The 15462-nt window shown below is 63.9% G+C and carries 11 protein-coding genes and 2 pseudogenes; 6 read left to right on the top strand and 7 right to left on the bottom strand.

Translation table 11 applies throughout. From position 1 onward, the window contains the following. Window positions 1-4 precede the first annotated feature (4 nt). The 4 genes from ACNANG_RS07370 to ACNANG_RS07385 all read left to right on the top strand — a co-directional run bounded on the left by ACNANG_RS07370 (window position 5) and on the right by ACNANG_RS07385 (window position 5191). A complete protein-coding gene (locus ACNANG_RS07370; protein ID WP_420226647.1) occupies window positions 5-820 on the top strand; it encodes a hypothetical protein in 816 nt (271 codons plus the stop codon). Window positions 821-942: 122 nt separating this feature from the next. Beyond that, the gene (gene tcuA, locus ACNANG_RS07375; RefSeq protein ID WP_420226648.1) at window positions 943-2355 is read left to right on the top strand and encodes an FAD-dependent tricarballylate dehydrogenase TcuA; all 1413 of its coding nucleotides are present in this window, start codon (window positions 943-945) and stop codon (window positions 2353-2355) included. Further along, window positions 2342-3547: a tricarballylate utilization 4Fe-4S protein TcuB gene (gene tcuB, locus ACNANG_RS07380; RefSeq protein WP_420226649.1), complete on the top strand. Its 1206-nt coding sequence runs from the start codon at window positions 2342-2344 to the stop codon at window positions 3545-3547. Before tcuA ends, tcuB begins: the two co-directional genes overlap by 14 nt. A gap of 213 nt (window positions 3548-3760) precedes the next feature. After that, entirely contained in the window at window positions 3761-5191 is a 1431-nt protein-coding gene (locus tag ACNANG_RS07385; protein WP_420226650.1) for an MFS transporter, read from the top strand. Between the two features lie 112 nt (window positions 5192-5303). Here ACNANG_RS07385 and ACNANG_RS07390 read toward each other — a convergent pair whose 3' ends face one another. Together ACNANG_RS07390 and ACNANG_RS07395 are read right to left on the bottom strand one after the other, a co-directional pair. Next, window positions 5304-6125, bottom strand: a complete 822-nt coding sequence (locus ACNANG_RS07390) for a YihY/virulence factor BrkB family protein (protein ID WP_420226651.1) — start codon at window positions 6123-6125, stop codon at window positions 5304-5306. 99 nt (window positions 6126-6224) lie between these two features. Continuing rightward, complete coding sequence (locus ACNANG_RS07395; RefSeq protein ID WP_420226652.1) at window positions 6225-6878, bottom strand: transcriptional regulator; 654 nt, start codon at window positions 6876-6878, stop codon at window positions 6225-6227. 170 nt (window positions 6879-7048) lie between these two features. On the opposite strand from ACNANG_RS07395, the gene ACNANG_RS07400 reads away from it, so the two are divergent. Together ACNANG_RS07400 and ACNANG_RS07405 are read left to right on the top strand one after the other, a co-directional pair. Further along, the gene (locus ACNANG_RS07400) at window positions 7049-7756 is read left to right on the top strand and encodes a glutathione S-transferase family protein (protein WP_420226653.1); all 708 of its coding nucleotides are present in this window, start codon (window positions 7049-7051) and stop codon (window positions 7754-7756) included. Between the two features lie 275 nt (window positions 7757-8031). Beyond that, window positions 8032-10314: an EAL domain-containing protein gene (locus ACNANG_RS07405; RefSeq protein WP_420226654.1), complete on the top strand. Its 2283-nt coding sequence runs from the start codon at window positions 8032-8034 to the stop codon at window positions 10312-10314. A gap of 386 nt (window positions 10315-10700) precedes the next feature. Here the strand turns inward: ACNANG_RS07405 and ACNANG_RS07410 are convergent. The 5 genes and pseudogenes from ACNANG_RS07410 to ACNANG_RS07430 all read right to left on the bottom strand — a co-directional run. Beyond that, a pseudogene (locus ACNANG_RS07410) lies at window positions 10701-11987 on the bottom strand (PQQ-dependent sugar dehydrogenase); the annotation flags it as partial. Window positions 11988-11989: 2 nt separating this feature from the next. Next, on the bottom strand, window positions 11990-12418 hold the full coding sequence (locus ACNANG_RS07415) for a DUF2231 domain-containing protein (RefSeq protein ID WP_420226655.1): 429 nt from the start codon (window positions 12416-12418) through the stop codon (window positions 11990-11992). A 526-nt stretch (window positions 12419-12944) separates the two neighbouring features. Then, window positions 12945-13904, bottom strand: coding sequence for a D-2-hydroxyacid dehydrogenase family protein (locus ACNANG_RS07420; protein WP_420226656.1), 960 nt, complete (start codon window positions 13902-13904; stop codon window positions 12945-12947). 356 nt (window positions 13905-14260) lie between these two features. Next, window positions 14261-15208 carry a Bug family tripartite tricarboxylate transporter substrate binding protein gene (locus tag ACNANG_RS07425; protein WP_420227478.1) on the bottom strand — a complete coding sequence of 316 codons (948 nt, stop codon included), beginning with the start codon at window positions 15206-15208 and terminating at the stop codon, window positions 14261-14263. An 87-nt stretch (window positions 15209-15295) separates the two neighbouring features. Beyond that, a pseudogene (locus ACNANG_RS07430) lies at window positions 15296-15436 on the bottom strand (pentapeptide repeat-containing protein); the annotation flags it as partial. Window positions 15437-15462: the final 26 nt, after the last annotated feature.

A 15462-nucleotide genomic window follows, 5' to 3' on the forward strand; every position in this document is an offset into this window, starting at 1 on the left:
CTACATGCCAGCGTCCCCGACCTCGATCACCACGCCTGCCTCGCTCGCACAGTGCAGCGCCCTGCTGCGCGATATCGACGGCCATGTCAGCTTGCGCGACGATATCCAGACGCTGCTGGTCAACGGCGATGCGGTCATCGTCAAACCCCTGCGGGCAGCACGGAAAAGTTGTCTCGCCACCCTGGCCATGCGGATGGCGTGCCGCCTGATCTTCAAGGCATCGCTCGACACCGCGGCAATCCGCCGCCGGTCGCCTGGCTATGAAGCCGATCGCCTGCGGGGCCTCCGGCGCCTGGGCTGGCCGGTGACGACGGTCTACCTTGAAACGCGCCGCTACATGGTGATGCAGCATTGCGGCCCGTCGGTCGAGACGCTGCTCAAGCGGATGGCGCCGACCCCGCGCCTTGCCCTGCTTCAACGCATTACCGACGACCTGGCCGATTTTCACGGGACCGGGCAATGGCACGGCGGCGCCCAGTTGCGCAATCTGACCTTGCAGGACGACGTGCTGTACCGGATCGATTTCGAAGAACCGATCGGGGACGCCGTGCCGCTGCCGCTGGCACAGGCCTTCGACGTTGCGCTGTACCTGGCGTCGGCGTCCGATCTGCTTGGGCCCGACGGCGGCGACGGCGCCGCCCTGCTGACCCGCTATCTGGATGCCGCGCCGCGTTCCGAGGTGATCGGTTATCTGCAGCGGTTGAGACGGGTCGTGACAGGGGCGGCCTGGGCCCTGGCGCGAACGCGCGGATCGCGGCGGCAGACAGCAGAGGTCCGCCGCGTCCACGCGCTGTCGCGGATGCTGGCGCAGGCGCTGTAGAAGGGTCGATGCGCCAGGCTCGGGGCCTTCACGATTCGTGAAGGGGCTTGTGCCGTCAGGGATGGCGGCGGCACCGGGCGGACCCTACAGTAGCGGCCTGACCATCCCCCTCGGACCTCCCGATGATTGACGTACTGGTAATTGGCGGCGGCAATGCCGCGTTGTGCGCTGCGCTGATGGCGCGCGAGGCCGGCGCCAGCGTAATGGTGCTGGAGTCCGCGCCACGCGAATGGCGAGGCGGCAACTCCCAGCACACCCGCAATCTGCGCTGCATGCACGATGCGCCGCAGGACGTGCTGCTCGACGCCTACCCCGAAGAAGAATTCTGGCAGGACCTGCTGAAGGTGACGGGTGGCATCACCAATGAACACTTGGCGCGCGTGGCGATCCGCCATTCGGCCACCTGTCGCGACTGGATGCGCAAGCACGGCGTCAATTTCCAGCCGCCGCTGTCGGGCACGCTGCACCTGGCTCGCACCAACGCGTTCTTCATGGGCGGCGGCAAGGCCCTGATCAACGCCTACTACCGCAGCGCCGAAGCCCTGGGCGTGCAGATCCGCTACGACAGCACGGTCGACGCGCTGGAACTGGACGGCGACCGCTTCGTTGCGGCCCGCATGGGTGACACCCGCATCGAAGCGCGCACCTGTGTGCTGGCATCCGGCGGCTTCGAGTCCAACCTGGCATGGCTGCGCGATGCCTGGGGCCAGAATGAACGCGGCGAATGGCCCGCCGACAACTTCCTGATCCGCGGAACCCGCTACAACATGGGCGTGCTGCTGCGCTACATGATCGATGCCGGCGCCGACATCATTGGCGACCCGTCCCAATCGCATTGCGTGGCCATCGATGCCCGCGCGCCGCTGTACGACGGCGGCATCTGCACCCGCATCGACTGTGTGTCACTGGGCGTGGTGGTGAACCGCGACGCCCAGCGCTTCTATGACGAAGGCGAAGACTTCTGGCCCAAGCGCTACGCGATCTGGGGCCGCCTGACCGCCATGCAGCCCGGGCAGATCGCCTATTCGATCATCGACGCGAAAGCCGTCGGACGGTTCATGCCACCCGTGTTTCCGGGCACCAAGGCCAATACGCTGGAGGAGCTGGCCCGCGCGGTCGGGCTGGACGAGGCCGCGTTCGTTGACACCATCCACCAGTACAACGCCGCCTGCCGCATTGGCACCTTCGACCATACCGTGCTGGACGACTGCCATACCGAAGGCGTGACACCCGCCAAGACCCACTGGGCCCGGCCCATCGACACCGCGCCGTTCTACGCCTACCCAGTCCGGCCCGGCATCACGTTCACCTACCTGGGCCTGAAAGTGGATGAGGGCGCGACCGTGCATTTCGGCGGCCGCCCCAGCCCCAATCTGTTCGCGGCGGGCGAAATGATGGCCGGCAACGTGCTGGGCAAGGGGTATACGGCCGGCGTGGGCATGACCATCGGCACAGCCTTTGGCCGCATTGCCGGCACCAGCGCGGCGGCCGCCGCCCTGAACACGCATGAAGGAGCACGCCGTGAAGCAGCTTGAGATCCTGACGCGGGAAGCCGTTGCGCTTGCCACGCCGGGCGTGACCATGAAGGAGCATCCGGTCCGTTGGGCAGGCAAGGACAGCAAGGCGCTGAGCCACGACGAAAACGAAGTCGGCCGCATGATGGAAATCTGCAATGCCTGCCGGTATTGCGAAGGCTTCTGTGCCGTGTTCCGGGCCATGAGCCGGCGGCTGGAATTCGGCAAGGCTGACATCCATTACCTGGCCAACCTGTGCCACAACTGCGGCGCCTGCCTGCACGCCTGCCAGTACGCGCCGCCCCATGAATTTGGCGTGAACGTGCCGCAGGCCATGGCCAAGGTACGCGTGCAGACCTATTCGGACTTTGCCTGGCCTGCGCCGCTGGGCAAGCTGTACGAACGCAACGGTCTGACGGTCGCGATGGCGGCGGCGGTCTGTCTGACGCTGTTCCTGGTGCTGGCCGCAGGGGTCAACGGCGGCCTCTTCCACGAGCCGCTGCAAGGCAATTTCTACGCCATCTTTCCGCACAACACCCTGGCGCTGATGTTCGGCAGCGTGTTCATGCTGGCCCTCCTTGCCTTGGGCATCGGCGTGACACGCTTCTGGCGCAACGTCAGCCCCGGTGCGGCAAGCGGCGAAGCAGTTGCCGAAGCCGCCGGCAATGCGCTCAAGCTGAAGTACCTCGATGGCGGACACGGCAAGGGTTGCAACGACGAGAGCGACAGATTCACGCTGCGCCGCCGGCGGTTCCACCACTTCACGTTCTACGGCTTCATGCTGTGCTTTGCCGCGACGTCGGTCGCAACGCTGTACCACTACTTCCTGGACTGGCACGCGCCCTACCCGTTCTTCAGTCTGCCGGTGCTGCTTGGCACCGCCGGCGGCATCGGGCTCATCATCGGCCCGGTCGGCCTGCTGTGGCTGAACCTGAAGCGAGACCCCGCGCAGGGCGACGTGGCGCAGCGCCCAATGGACCGCGGGTTCATCGTGCTGCTGCTGCTCATCAGCGTGACGGGCCTGCTGTTGCTCGGATTGCGCGACACCTCTTGGATGGGCCTGCTGCTGGCCGTGCACCTGGGCGTGGTGATGGCGCTGTTCCTGACCCTGCCCTACGGCAAATTCGCGCACGGCATCTACCGCAGCGCCGCGCTGCTCAAGTGGTCGATCGAAAAACGCCAGCCGAGCAAGCTGCAGGTGGGCGCGGACTAAACGCTTGTACAGATCCAGGGCACAGCGGATCTGGCTTTGCCAGGCCGCCAGTGCCGCCCCTGGGGAGGCGCGCAGCGCCCAAGGGGGCCTCCTACTGTCGCCCCTGGGGGAGGCGCGCAGCGCCTAGGGGGCCTCCCTGCTTTCGCCCCTGGGGGAGGCGCGTAGCGCCTAGGGGGGTAAGATCCCTGACTGCCATTCTGCGAAGACACCCCGATGTCCCACACAACTCAGGTGCCGGCCTACGACAGCCGGGCCAGCACCTGGATCGCATTGCTGGTCGCGGCCTCCTTCTTCATGGAGAACCTCGACGCCACCATCATCGTCACCGCCGTTCCGCAGATGGCCGAGTCCTTCGGTGTGCAGGCGGTCGACCTCAGCATCGGGGTCAGCGCCTACATGCTGGCGCTGGGCGTCTTCATTCCGGCCAGCGGCTGGGTGGCCGAACGCTTTGGCGCCCGCACCGTCTTTGCATCGGCGGTCGCCCTCTTTACCGTATCGTCGCTGCTGTGCGGCTTTGCCACCGGGCTGTGGGAATTCGTCTTGTTGCGTGTGCTGCAAGGCATGGGCGGCGCCATGATGGTGCCGGTCGGCCGGCTGGCCGTGCTCAAGACAACACCGAAGGAAAAGCTGGTCAGCGCCATCGCCACCCTGACCTGGCCGGCGCTGGTCGCGCCCATCCTTGGCCCTCCCATCGGCGGCTTCATCACCACCTACGCATCGTGGCGCTGGATCTTTTATCTCAACCTGCCGCTTGGCATCCTTGCCTTCTACTTTGCCTGGAAGCTGATCCCCAACGACAGGAACCCGACCCCGCAACCCTTCGACACCCAAGGCTTCCTGCTTGGCGGCGGCGGTCTGTTCTGCACCCTGTGGGCCGTCGAACTCGTCAGTGGCGACGGCACGCCCTGGGCACAGGCTGTGGGCTTCCTGATCGCCGGGGTGCTGCTGCTGGCCGCCTGCGTCTGGCACATGCACCGCGCCACCCACCCGATGATCGACCTGAGCGTGCTGAGAGTGCAGACCTTTGCCGCGACCGTCAGCGGCGGATCGTTGTTCCGCATGGCCACCGGCGCCACCGCGCTGCTGCTGCCGCTGATGTTCCAGGTCGGCTTCGGTCTGAACCCCTTCCATGCCGGTTTGTTGATGGTCGCCATCTTTACCGGCAACCTGGCCATGAAGCCCGCCACCACCGGCATCATCCGCCGCCACGGCTTCAAGCGCGTGCTTGGATGGAACGGGCTGGCCAACGTCGTCTTCCTGCTTTGCTACGCGATGCTGTCGCCCAACACGCCGCTGGGCTGGATCCTGGGCGTGCTATTCGTGGGCGGCCTGGCCCGGTCCCTGCATTTCACCGCGTTGAACACCTTAGCCTTTGCCGATGTGCCGCCCGCCAAGCTGCGCGCCGCCAACACCTTGTTCAGCACGGCGTTCCAGCTGTCGCTGGGCGTGGGCGTGGCCGTCGGCGCACTGGCTCTGCGGGTCGGGTCGTGGGCGAAAGATGGGCTGGGCGTGACCGACGTGCCGGCCGTGGATTTCCGCCTGGCGTTCGTGCTGATCGCCCTGCTGTCGTTGATCGCGCTGTACGACGTGCGCCCACTGCCGGCGGATGCGGGGGATGAGATTGCACGGAAGGCAAAGAAATAGGCGTCAGGAAAGCGAGGCGGCGTGGCCTGCCATCGATGCTCGGCAGGCGATGCGGCGTGAGACGCTGCAATGGCGATGAATCGATGCCTGGCCAGGACTACGAACCGGCGCGCTAGGCAGACGTCCCGGCGTGCCGCCACGCATTCAGCTCCGCCCCGATCAGCATCGAAAATCCCGCCATGTACAACCACAGCATCAGCACGATCACCGCGCCGACGCTGCCGTACGTGGCGCTGTAGTCCCAGAAGGTCTGCACATAGCGCGCAAAGATCAATGACGACAGCACCAGCAGCGCCGCAGCCGCCAGGTTGCCCGACGTGATCAGCACGAACTGCTGCTTGCGGTTGGGCGCCAGGTAGTAGATCAGCGCGAAGCCGAGGATCAGGCCCGACAGGATGATGACCCAGCGCAGTACACCGAACACCACCTGCCATAGGGTAGACATGCCGAGCTGGTTGCCCAGCCATTCCTGCAGCAGGCCGCCCAGCACGACCAGCGAAAACGCCAGGATCACCAGCACCACGAACAGCAGGCTGAGGCAGATCGCGACCCACCGGCCGCGAAACACGCCCCGCCCTTCCTGCACGCCGTAGATGGTGTTGAGCTGCTGCATGATCGCGTACATGCCGGTGGACGTGGCCCACAGGCTGGCGCCGATCCCGAACGACAACAGGCCGCCGCGCGGTTGCTCGGTCACGTCCTTGACCACGTCCTGGAACATGGCGGCGGACTCGGGCGGCAGGGCCTGGCCCAGCAGGTCCATGATGGCCTGGTCCACGTGGTGCACGGGCAGATAGGGCAGCAAGGCCATGATCAGAATGATGGCCGGGAAGATGGCCAGGGTCAGGTAGAACCCCAGCACGGCGGCGCCGTTGAACAAGTCGTGTTGATTGATCTTCCGGCAGAAGCCGAGAACAGACGAAAGAAGTTTCACGGTGGCGTGCGGGGCGAAAGGTGGACGAGCCGGAACTGAACCGTAGCACGCGGCGATCTGGCCGACAGGTGCATATACGCCGCGGTCACGTTAATGCAATCAGGCGAATGGCTTGAGCGCGTTGACCTTCTCAGCACAAACGGGGAGGTCATCCTTGCCACCTAGAATCCAGATCTTGGGTTGATCGAGCACTCTAGTCAGAAACGAGTCCTGCGCCATCAGGCGTTTTGCGAACTCCTCGCGCGTCAATATCGTGGGATTGATCGGCCGACCCAGGGCTTGCCCCGCCTCCTCCAGCGCAATAAATACGTCTCCATAGCTCAACGCCTCGCTGATCAACATCAAGTCGATATCGCTGCTGGCGGTGTCGCTCTGCTTGGCTATGGACCCGTAAACGAAAGCGGCCGCAATCTCGTTTGCAAGCGGAGTCACAGCCTGCAGGATAGGTTCTGCGATTCCCACCGTCTTTTGAACGATGGAGCGCAACTCAGTAAATATGGGCGATGTTGGATTGGCCTGATAGTGCACTTGATTGCCGATGCGCTTGGCCGTGATCAACCCGGCTTGCATTAACGTAGCCAGTTCACGTTGCACGGCGCCGGATCCGCCCGCGACAAGTTCAATCACCTCACGTGCGTAAAAGCTGCGGTCCGGACGGCCGAACAGGACCGCAAGCACCCGCTGCTTAGTTGCAGGGAAGAGTGCGTCGGCAAGGCTTAGAGAGCGCTCGGCGGCAGGTTTTTCTGTACCCATATTAGGTTCCATCGTACTCTTTTTGGGTATGAAAGCACACGGTGCGAATAAGTGTCAACGTGGTACACGTAAACCCTGTAGTGCATCTACCCCTTCGTGGCCTACGTTAACGGTCTGACTTGCCGCGCCCCTTCACCCCGCCGCCAACCCGCAGCCCCCTAGGACGCCCCGTGATCCACTTCTATTTCCACCCCACGCCCAATCCCGCCAAAGTCGCCCTTTTCCTTGAAGAAGCCGGCCTGCCGTACGAGGTCATTCCAGTCGATACCAGCAAGGGGCAGCAGCACGCCGCGGAATTCCGCGCCATCAACCCGAATGGCAAAGTGCCTGCCATCGTGGACACGGAAGGTCCTGCCGGGTCGGACACGCGAGTGTTCGATTCCAGCGCCATCTTGCTGTACCTGGCCGAAAAGACCGGCCGCTTTCTGGGTTCGCCCGCCGACAAGCCCGAGCTGCTGTCGTGGCTGTTCTTCATTTCATCGGGCCTGGGCCCCTTTTCGGGCCAGGCCGTGCACTTCCAGTACGCCGCCGAAAACGAAAGCCCCTACGCCACCAACCGCTATCGACGCGAGACCGAACGGCATTACCAGGTCCTGAACGACCACCTGGAAGGCCGCGACTACATTGTCGGCAACGAATACACCATTGCCGACATGTCGGCCTGGGGCTGGGTGGACCGTGCGCCGCGCGTGTTCAAGGGCGTGGAGGATCCTCTGTCGGCCTATCCAAACATCAAGCGCCTGTACGACACGATCAACGCGCGTGATGCCGCCACCCGTGCGCGCGCGGTGGGCAAGGACATCGACTTCAAGAAGGTCAATGACGAAGAAACGCGCCGGTCCTTGTTCCCGTCGAACTTTCCGCCAGCAGCGCGCTGACGCCGGTCGAACCAGGCGGCGCACGTTACCGCCGCGTACTGTTGCGCAAAACCGTGTGATCGGCGGCAAGATGTAGCTGCTCGACCATTCGCGCAACATTGCGTAAGCGCGCGTCGTGCCGGGATCCCGGCAACAAGTCGGTAACACCTACACTCCTGGGTGTGCTACTGCGCATCGATTTCGCCATCGATGCCCGGCGGCGCACACCCGCAACACGTTTGGCGGTTGCAATGTCCATCAATTGCCAGACACCAGGAGACACCGTGCTAACGGCGATGACCCAAGAAGGATTCAGGAACGCATTCGAGGAAGCGCCATGCCCGGCCTTGCTGCTCGATTGCGACCTGATGGTGCTGGCGTGCAACAGCGCCTACGAAAACGCCGTAAAAACGGATCGCACGGCCATGCTGGGCCGCCAGATTTTCGATCTGTTTCCAGGATCCGACGACCAGCAGTCCGAGATCATGCGCGAGTCGTACCGGCGCGTCCTGGACAGTGGCCGGCCGCATCACATTTCGCAGATCCAGTATTCCGTCGCTGCAAAAGGGATCCATCAGGAACGCTATTGGACCGTGTCCAACACGCCTGTCTTCGATAGCGACTCGACCCTGCGCGGCATTCTGCATTGCGCGGCGGACGTTACCGAGCTGGTGCTGGACGTGCATGACGATGCACGTTCGCTGGACGCGGCCCTGATGGCCGGCCAGCAAGCCACCACCCATCGCTGGACCCGCAACATCCAGAACATCCTGCAAAGCGAAATCCAGCGCTTGCAACAGCTGTTCAAGCAGGCGCCCGGCTTCATTTGTGTTCTGCAAGGTCCGAACCATGTGTTCGAGCTGGCCAATGATGCCTACAACCAACTGGCCGGTCACCGCACGATCATTGGCCACCCGTTTGCCAAGGTCATGCCCGAAGTGATACAGCAAGGTTTCCTGGCCAAGCTGGACAACGTGTATGCGACGGGAACGCCCTTCGTCGGCCGCGCCATGCCGATCAAGCTGCAACGCGAGGCAGGTGGCGAGCTTGAACAGCGTTTTATCGACCTGATCTATCAGCCCATCTTTGACGCCAGCCGCGCCGTCACCGGCGTGTTTGTGCAGGGCAACGACGTGACCGAGGCCTACGAGCTGGGCCAGGAAATCGCCTATCAAGCGGCCCACGACGCGCTGACCGGCCTGATCAACCGGCGCGAATTTACCGCGCGCACCGAGCACATTGACGGCCCCGGTCCCCATGCGCTGCTGTACATGGACATCGATCACTTCAAGATCATCAATGACCGCCGGGGCCATGCGGCGGGCAACGGCTTGCTGATCCAGGTGGCCAATCTGCTGACATCAGTGTGTCTGGACGACGATGTGCTTGCGCGTTTCGGGGGCGACGAATTCGTGCTGGTCCGGCCCAACTGTGGGCCCGACGATGCCCTGGAATGGGCGAATCGCCTGTGCGCCGCGATCGACGACATGGACTTCATGTGGGAAGACCGGCGCTACGGCGTCACGGTCAGCGTAGGGGTGGCCTTTGCGGGCGAGCCCGAGGGGTTGTCGTTCGAGTCCGCCCTGGCCCAGGCCGACGCCGCCTGCTTCCTGGCGAAGGAAAAAGGGCGCAATCGGGTGCAGGTCAGCCTGCCCAGCGACGAAGAAATCCGGCAGCAACAGCAGGACATGGACAGCGTGACGCGCCTGAAAGACGCCATGCGGGAAGACCGTGTGCTGCTGTATGCGCAGCGCATCGTGCCCTTCCACGCCAGCACGGACGCACCAGAGGTCTTCTATGAAGTGCTGGCCCGGATCCAGGATCTGGACGGCACGGTGGTACTGCCGGGCGGCTTCATCCCCGCCGCGGAACGGTTCGGCCTGATCGAGGAACTGGATCGCCACATCGTCCGCAAGACCTTTGCGCATATCCAGGCGCAGTCCACACAGCCGGGCGAGACGCCCTGCTACTTCATCAACCTGTCGGGCATAACGCTTAGCGCGCCGGGCTTTCTTGCGTTTGTCGAAGCCGCATTGGAGATGTACCCCCTGGTTCGATCCAGCCGCATCTGCTTTGAAGTGACCGAGACGGCGGCGGTGTCGAATGTGAACCGGACTGCCGACGCGATGCGCCAGTTGATCGCGATGGGATTCCAGTTCGCCCTGGATGACTTTGGCAGTGGCATGGCGTCGTTCACGTACCTGCGGCACTTGCCCGTGCACTACGTGAAGATCGATGGCGAGTTCGTGAAGGCGATTCTGGATCAGCCGGCTAGCGCGATCATTGTCGAGGCGGTAATCAAGGTGGCGCAGACGATGAATATGCAGACCATCGCGGAATCGGTGGAATCGGAAGCGTTGATCCCGTTGCTGAGGTCGCTGAATATCGATTATGCGCAAGGCTTTGCGCTGCATCACCCAGAGAAAATAAGCCCCCCTAGGCGCTTCGCGCCTCCCCCAGGGGCGGCACCAGTGGACTGGCGAAGCCAGATCCACGGTGCCCCTGGTCGGGCCATGCACGGGGCGCGGTTGCGTCTGTGGGAGGGGCCGATGCGCTCGACTGCGGTGGGTGTTGCTTAAGGGCGCACTGGCGGCTTCGGGCGGGATAATCCAGCGTGGCCTGAACGGTCCTGCCCCAGGACGGTTTAGCGTCTTGGGTGGCACTAACCTGGGTCACGTGGGCTACATGGACGGACAAGAAAAAGCCGCTGGCTCGGTAGAGCGCAGCGGCTTTTCGCGCTTGCGGGCGGCGATCAGGTTGACGACGGAGCAGGCGCAGCAGGAGCGGCCGGGGCCGGGTCCGTCGGGGCGGACGATGCTGGCGGGACCACAGGGGCCGGCTCGGCGGGCGGGGTTTGCGTGCCGGGTTGGGTGCCCGGCTGTGCGCCGAGGGCCGGGTCCGCTGGCGTAACCGGTGGAGCGGCCGGCGGCGTGACGGGCGCTGCCGCTGGGGGCACGGAAACCGCCTGGGTCGGCGCCACGCGCCAGATCGTGTTGGCGAGATCGTCAGCCACGATCAGCGCACCACGAGGGTCCACGGTCACGCCCACCGGACGGCCGCGGGTCGTGCCATCGTCGTCCCGGAACCCGGTCACGAAGTCCACGGGATTGCCCGAGGGCCGCCCCTGGCTGAACGGCACGAACACGACCTTGTAGCCCACCGGATCCTTGCGGTTCCAGCTGCCGTGCTCACCCACGAACACGCCATTGGCGAACTGCGTGCCCATGGTTTCCGTCGAGAAGTCGACGCCCAATGCCGCCACATGCGACCCCAGCGCGTAGTCCGGCTTGACTGCCGCCGCGACCTTGTCCGGATTCTGCGGCCGGACGCGATCGTCGGCGTTCTGGCCCCAGTAGCTATACGGCCAGCCGTAGAAGGCGCCCTCGCGCACCGAGGTCAGATAGTCCGGAACCAGGTCCGGGCCAATCTCGTCGCGCTCGTTCACGACAGCCCACAGTTGCCCGGTCTCGGGCTGAATGGTCAGCGCCGTCGGGTTGCGCAGCCCGGTTGCATACGCCTTGTGCTCACCCGTGCGCGCATTTACGCGCCAGACCATGGCACGGTCGACTTCCGCCGTCATGCCCCGCTCGGTAATGTTGCTGTTCGACCCGATACCCACATACAGATACTGGCCGTCGGCGCTTGCCGCCAGCGACTTGGTCCAGTGGTGGTTGATCTCCGAAGGCAACAAGGTCACCACTTGTGCCGGGCCGCTGGCCTGCGTCTGGCCTTCCTTGTAATCAAAGCGGACCAGGGCATCCTGGTTGGCGACATACAGCACGTTGTCGACCAATGCCAGGCCATAGGGCGCATTCAGGTTTTCGGCAAAGACGGTCGACGTTTCATACTTGCCATCCTTGTCCGCATCCCGCAACAGCGTCAGGCGGTTGCCGCCCTTGACGGGGCTGGTGCCTTTCGCCTTGATCACGGCGGCAATGACATCCTTCGGTTTCAGATCGGGTGCCATACCACCGCGCCCCTCGGCCACCAGGATGTCCCCGTTGGGCAAGACCAGCGTCTGGCGCGGAATCTTCAAGTCGGTAGCGATGGCCGTGACGGTATATCCGGCAGGCACCACGGGAACCTTGTCCCCCCACGGGGCAGGCTTGGCAATGACCATGTCGGGCAACAGGCCACGCTGCGGTTCAGGCAACTGAGGCTCCGCCCCGACCTGGACCGGCGCGGGCTTGTCGCCGCAAGCGCTCAACAGGGCGGACAGGGTAACAATGGCAAGCGAACTGGCGTATTTGATAGTCATAGTGGCCCCAGGACGCGTGGAGTACGGAAACCCAGCCAAGTCGCCAGGCAGGCAAGCACGAATACGACGACCGACAGGATCAGTCCCATTGGCATGACGGCCCACGCATCACGGGCGTGCCACAGGGCATTGATGAAGCCAAGTACCCAGGTGGCCAGCAGAACGATGAAATAGGCGACGGCGCCCCGAGCCCGTTGGTACGGCCGGAACAGGTCCACCAGTGCAAACACGAGCGCAATGCCCGCGAGAACCAGCGCGCCCGCAATCAGCCACGAAGCGAAGTTGCTCCACTGAATATGGAAGCTTTTGGCATACGCCATGTCGCTGAGCATGGCGCCCAGGAATAGCGGGACCGTGCCAGCCAGGAAGACGGCATGCAACGGGTAAAGGGTGACGCTGTAGCGATGGTCGATGACGTGAGCCACGGACTGTCTCCTTGGTAGCGAGGTCTAGCAGGGTGCTAACTCTGGAAGACTGCGCAGCAAGATGCGTACCGTTACAACGCAAGGGCGATTTGGGAACCAAGCCGTGCCGCTACGAGGCGCCGGTCCGGCACCGGCATGCGCCGTCTTCCTGGCTCGGGACGTGATGCGGAAAGGCGCAACGCAGCGGAAAGGCCGACTAACCGACAACCGGGCTGATTGGCGACGAGGCGCCGGTCGGGCACCCGCATGCGCGGTTTGCCTGGCCTGGGACGTGGGTGCGGAAAGGCGCAACACAGCGCGAAGGCCGACTGATCGAGAACCGGGCTGATTGGCTACAGGGCACCGGTCTGGCGCCAGCATGCGCAGTCCGCCTGGGCTGTGACGTGAGTGTGAAAAGGTGCAACGCGCGTAGAAGGCTAATGCGCGAACTGCGCGAACGCAACAAGCCCGTGCGGTGGCTGATTATCGCTGGCGGCGGCTGACCGGGCTCAGTGCAGGCTTACGCACTGCAGTGCTTTTCGTCCCCTTATTTACTCAGCACATTGACCGGCTTGCCGTCTTTCCATGCCTGCACGGCCGCCAGCGCATTCTGGTAGAAAGCCCGGAAATTCGATTCGCTGACATAGCCCAGGTGCGGGGTAAGAACGACGTTGTCGAGCTGGCGGATCGGATCGTCTTCGGGCAGCGGCTCCCGCTCGAACACATCCAGCCCCGCCCCGCCAATCTTGTGTGCCGTCAGCGCACGCATCAGTGCGTCGTCATCGACCAAGCCTGCGCGCGACGTGTTGACCAAAAACGCGGTCGGCTTCATGGCATCGATGGCCGCCGCATCCACCACGTGACGGGACCGGTCGCTTAACACCAGATGCAGACTGATCGCGTCCGACGTGGCGAATAGCTCGTGTTTGTCTACCCGCTTTACGCCAACTTCAGCCGCCTTCTCGTCGGTCAGATTGGCACTCCACGCCACCACGTCCATGCCGAACGCCAGGCCCACGCGCGCCATGGCGGCACCCAGCCGGCCCAATCCCACCACGCCAAGCCGCTTGCCATACACAGGCACAGGCATGCGCGTTTGCCACTGCCCCCGCCGCATCGATTCGTTTTCGTGCGGCAGGTTCTTGAACAATGCCAGAAGCAAGGTCCACGCAAGCTCTGTCGTGGCAAGGTTGGCCTCGGCACTGCCCGCCGAACCGCACACCGTGATGCCCCGCGCCGTGCAAGCCGGCACGTCGATGGAATTGTTCTTCAACCCTGTCGTGACTAGCAGTTTGAGATTGGGAAGCGCAGCGATCTGGGACGCAGGGAACGGCGTGCGTTCACGCATCGCGATGATGACGTCAAAGGGCTTCAAGGCCACGTCGCGTTCCGGACCTTCGGGCAGGTAATGCGGGAAGGTCGTTACCTGCGCATCGTCGCCAAGCGTTTTCCAGTCGGCATAGGTGCTGGCTACGCCATGGTAATCATCCAGAACGGCAATCTTCACGCGGGTCTCCTGAGGGGTGCGATCAACCTGGGGGGCAGTGGTGCGCGTCACGTATCGACTGTGCGGCGCGCTGGCCGGTTGTGGTGGGCGATCATGGTCGCACCAGACCGCGGATCGCGCCAGTCGAATATGGCGGACCACGGCGGGGCGCCGGACCGGACTGCACGGGCATTAGCCGCGACCCCACGGGCATCGGCACGGCCTCAAGGTCATCGGACCCGGCCTCACCGGTATCGGACCCGGGCGCGCGGACATCGACCTGGCCTCGCGGGCATCGGACCCGACTTCACGAGCACCCGACCCGATCGCACGGGCATCCAACCCCGGCCGCACAGGCATCGGCCCCTACCGCACGGTCACTTCAGATCGAGCTTGCCGGCCGCCACCAACTTTTCCCAACGTTGGGTCTGCGTGTCAAGGTAGGTGCCATAGGCCTGCGCGTTCAAAGTGCCTGGCTCAGCGCCGATCTGATTGAGCCGATTCCGGACATCAGGGGCGGCCATGCCTTCCAGCAAGGCGGAAGCAATACGGTCCACCACCGGCTTGGGCGTACCCACGGGGGCGAGCAGTCCGAACACCGATACCAGATCGGTGTCCGGCAGGCCCGCTTCCGCCAACGTGGGCAAGTCAGGCGCGCCGGGCCAGCGTTTTGTCGATGTGACCGCAAGCGCCCTCACGCTGCCAGCCTTGGCATTGGCAAGTCCGTTGATCAGGTTGTCGAACATGAGCGGAACCCGACCGGCAAGCAGGTCGACCTGCGCGGGCCCTGTGCCCTTGTAAGGAACATGCAGCATGGGCACCCCGGTAGCATCCCCGAACAGCACACCTGACAGGTGACTAACCGTACCCAGGCCCGCGGACCCATAGCTGAAGCTGTCCTTGGGGCTGGTCCGCTCAAGCTCGATGAATTCCTTGGCAGTCGTTGCCTTGACCGACGGATGCACTACCAGCACGTTGGGCGACTCGGCCAACATCACCACGGGCATGAAGCGTTTGGTGATGACGGCATCTTTGTCACGCGCGACCACCGGATTGACGATGTCCGCCACCACGTTGACCAGCAGCGTGTTGCCGTCGGGCTTGGCGTTGGACACCGCACTGGCCGCAATCGCGCCGCTGGCGCCCGGCCGGTTTTCCACCACGACCGACGCACCCAGCTTGGTGGTCAACACTTCCGCGGCGATGCGAGCCACGGCATCGGTCGGGCCGCCCGGCGCGAATCCCACGACCAGGCGCATGGGTTCGGGGCGCGCCTGAGCGTGGACGACGCCGGGGCTGAGAGCAGTTGCGGCAGCGAGATTCAACAGCAGGATGCTGAACCACCTTGCCTTCGGTGATGCATTCGACAACGTTGCATTCGACAACTTTGCAGTCGACAACGTTGCATTCGACAACGTTGCAGTCGACAACTTTGCGTTCGACAACTTTGCATTCGACAACGTTGCGGTCGACAACGTTGTCTCCAGCAACATTGTCTTTGATAACCCTGTCTTCGATAACCTTGTAGTCAACCACCTTGCGTTCAACAACATAACCGTCTCCTGATTTTTATCGTTTG

It is taken from the genome of Pigmentiphaga litoralis (assembly GCF_048632615.1).
In the GTDB taxonomy this organism is placed as follows: Bacteria; Pseudomonadota; Gammaproteobacteria; order Burkholderiales; family Burkholderiaceae_B; genus Pigmentiphaga; species Pigmentiphaga litoralis_B.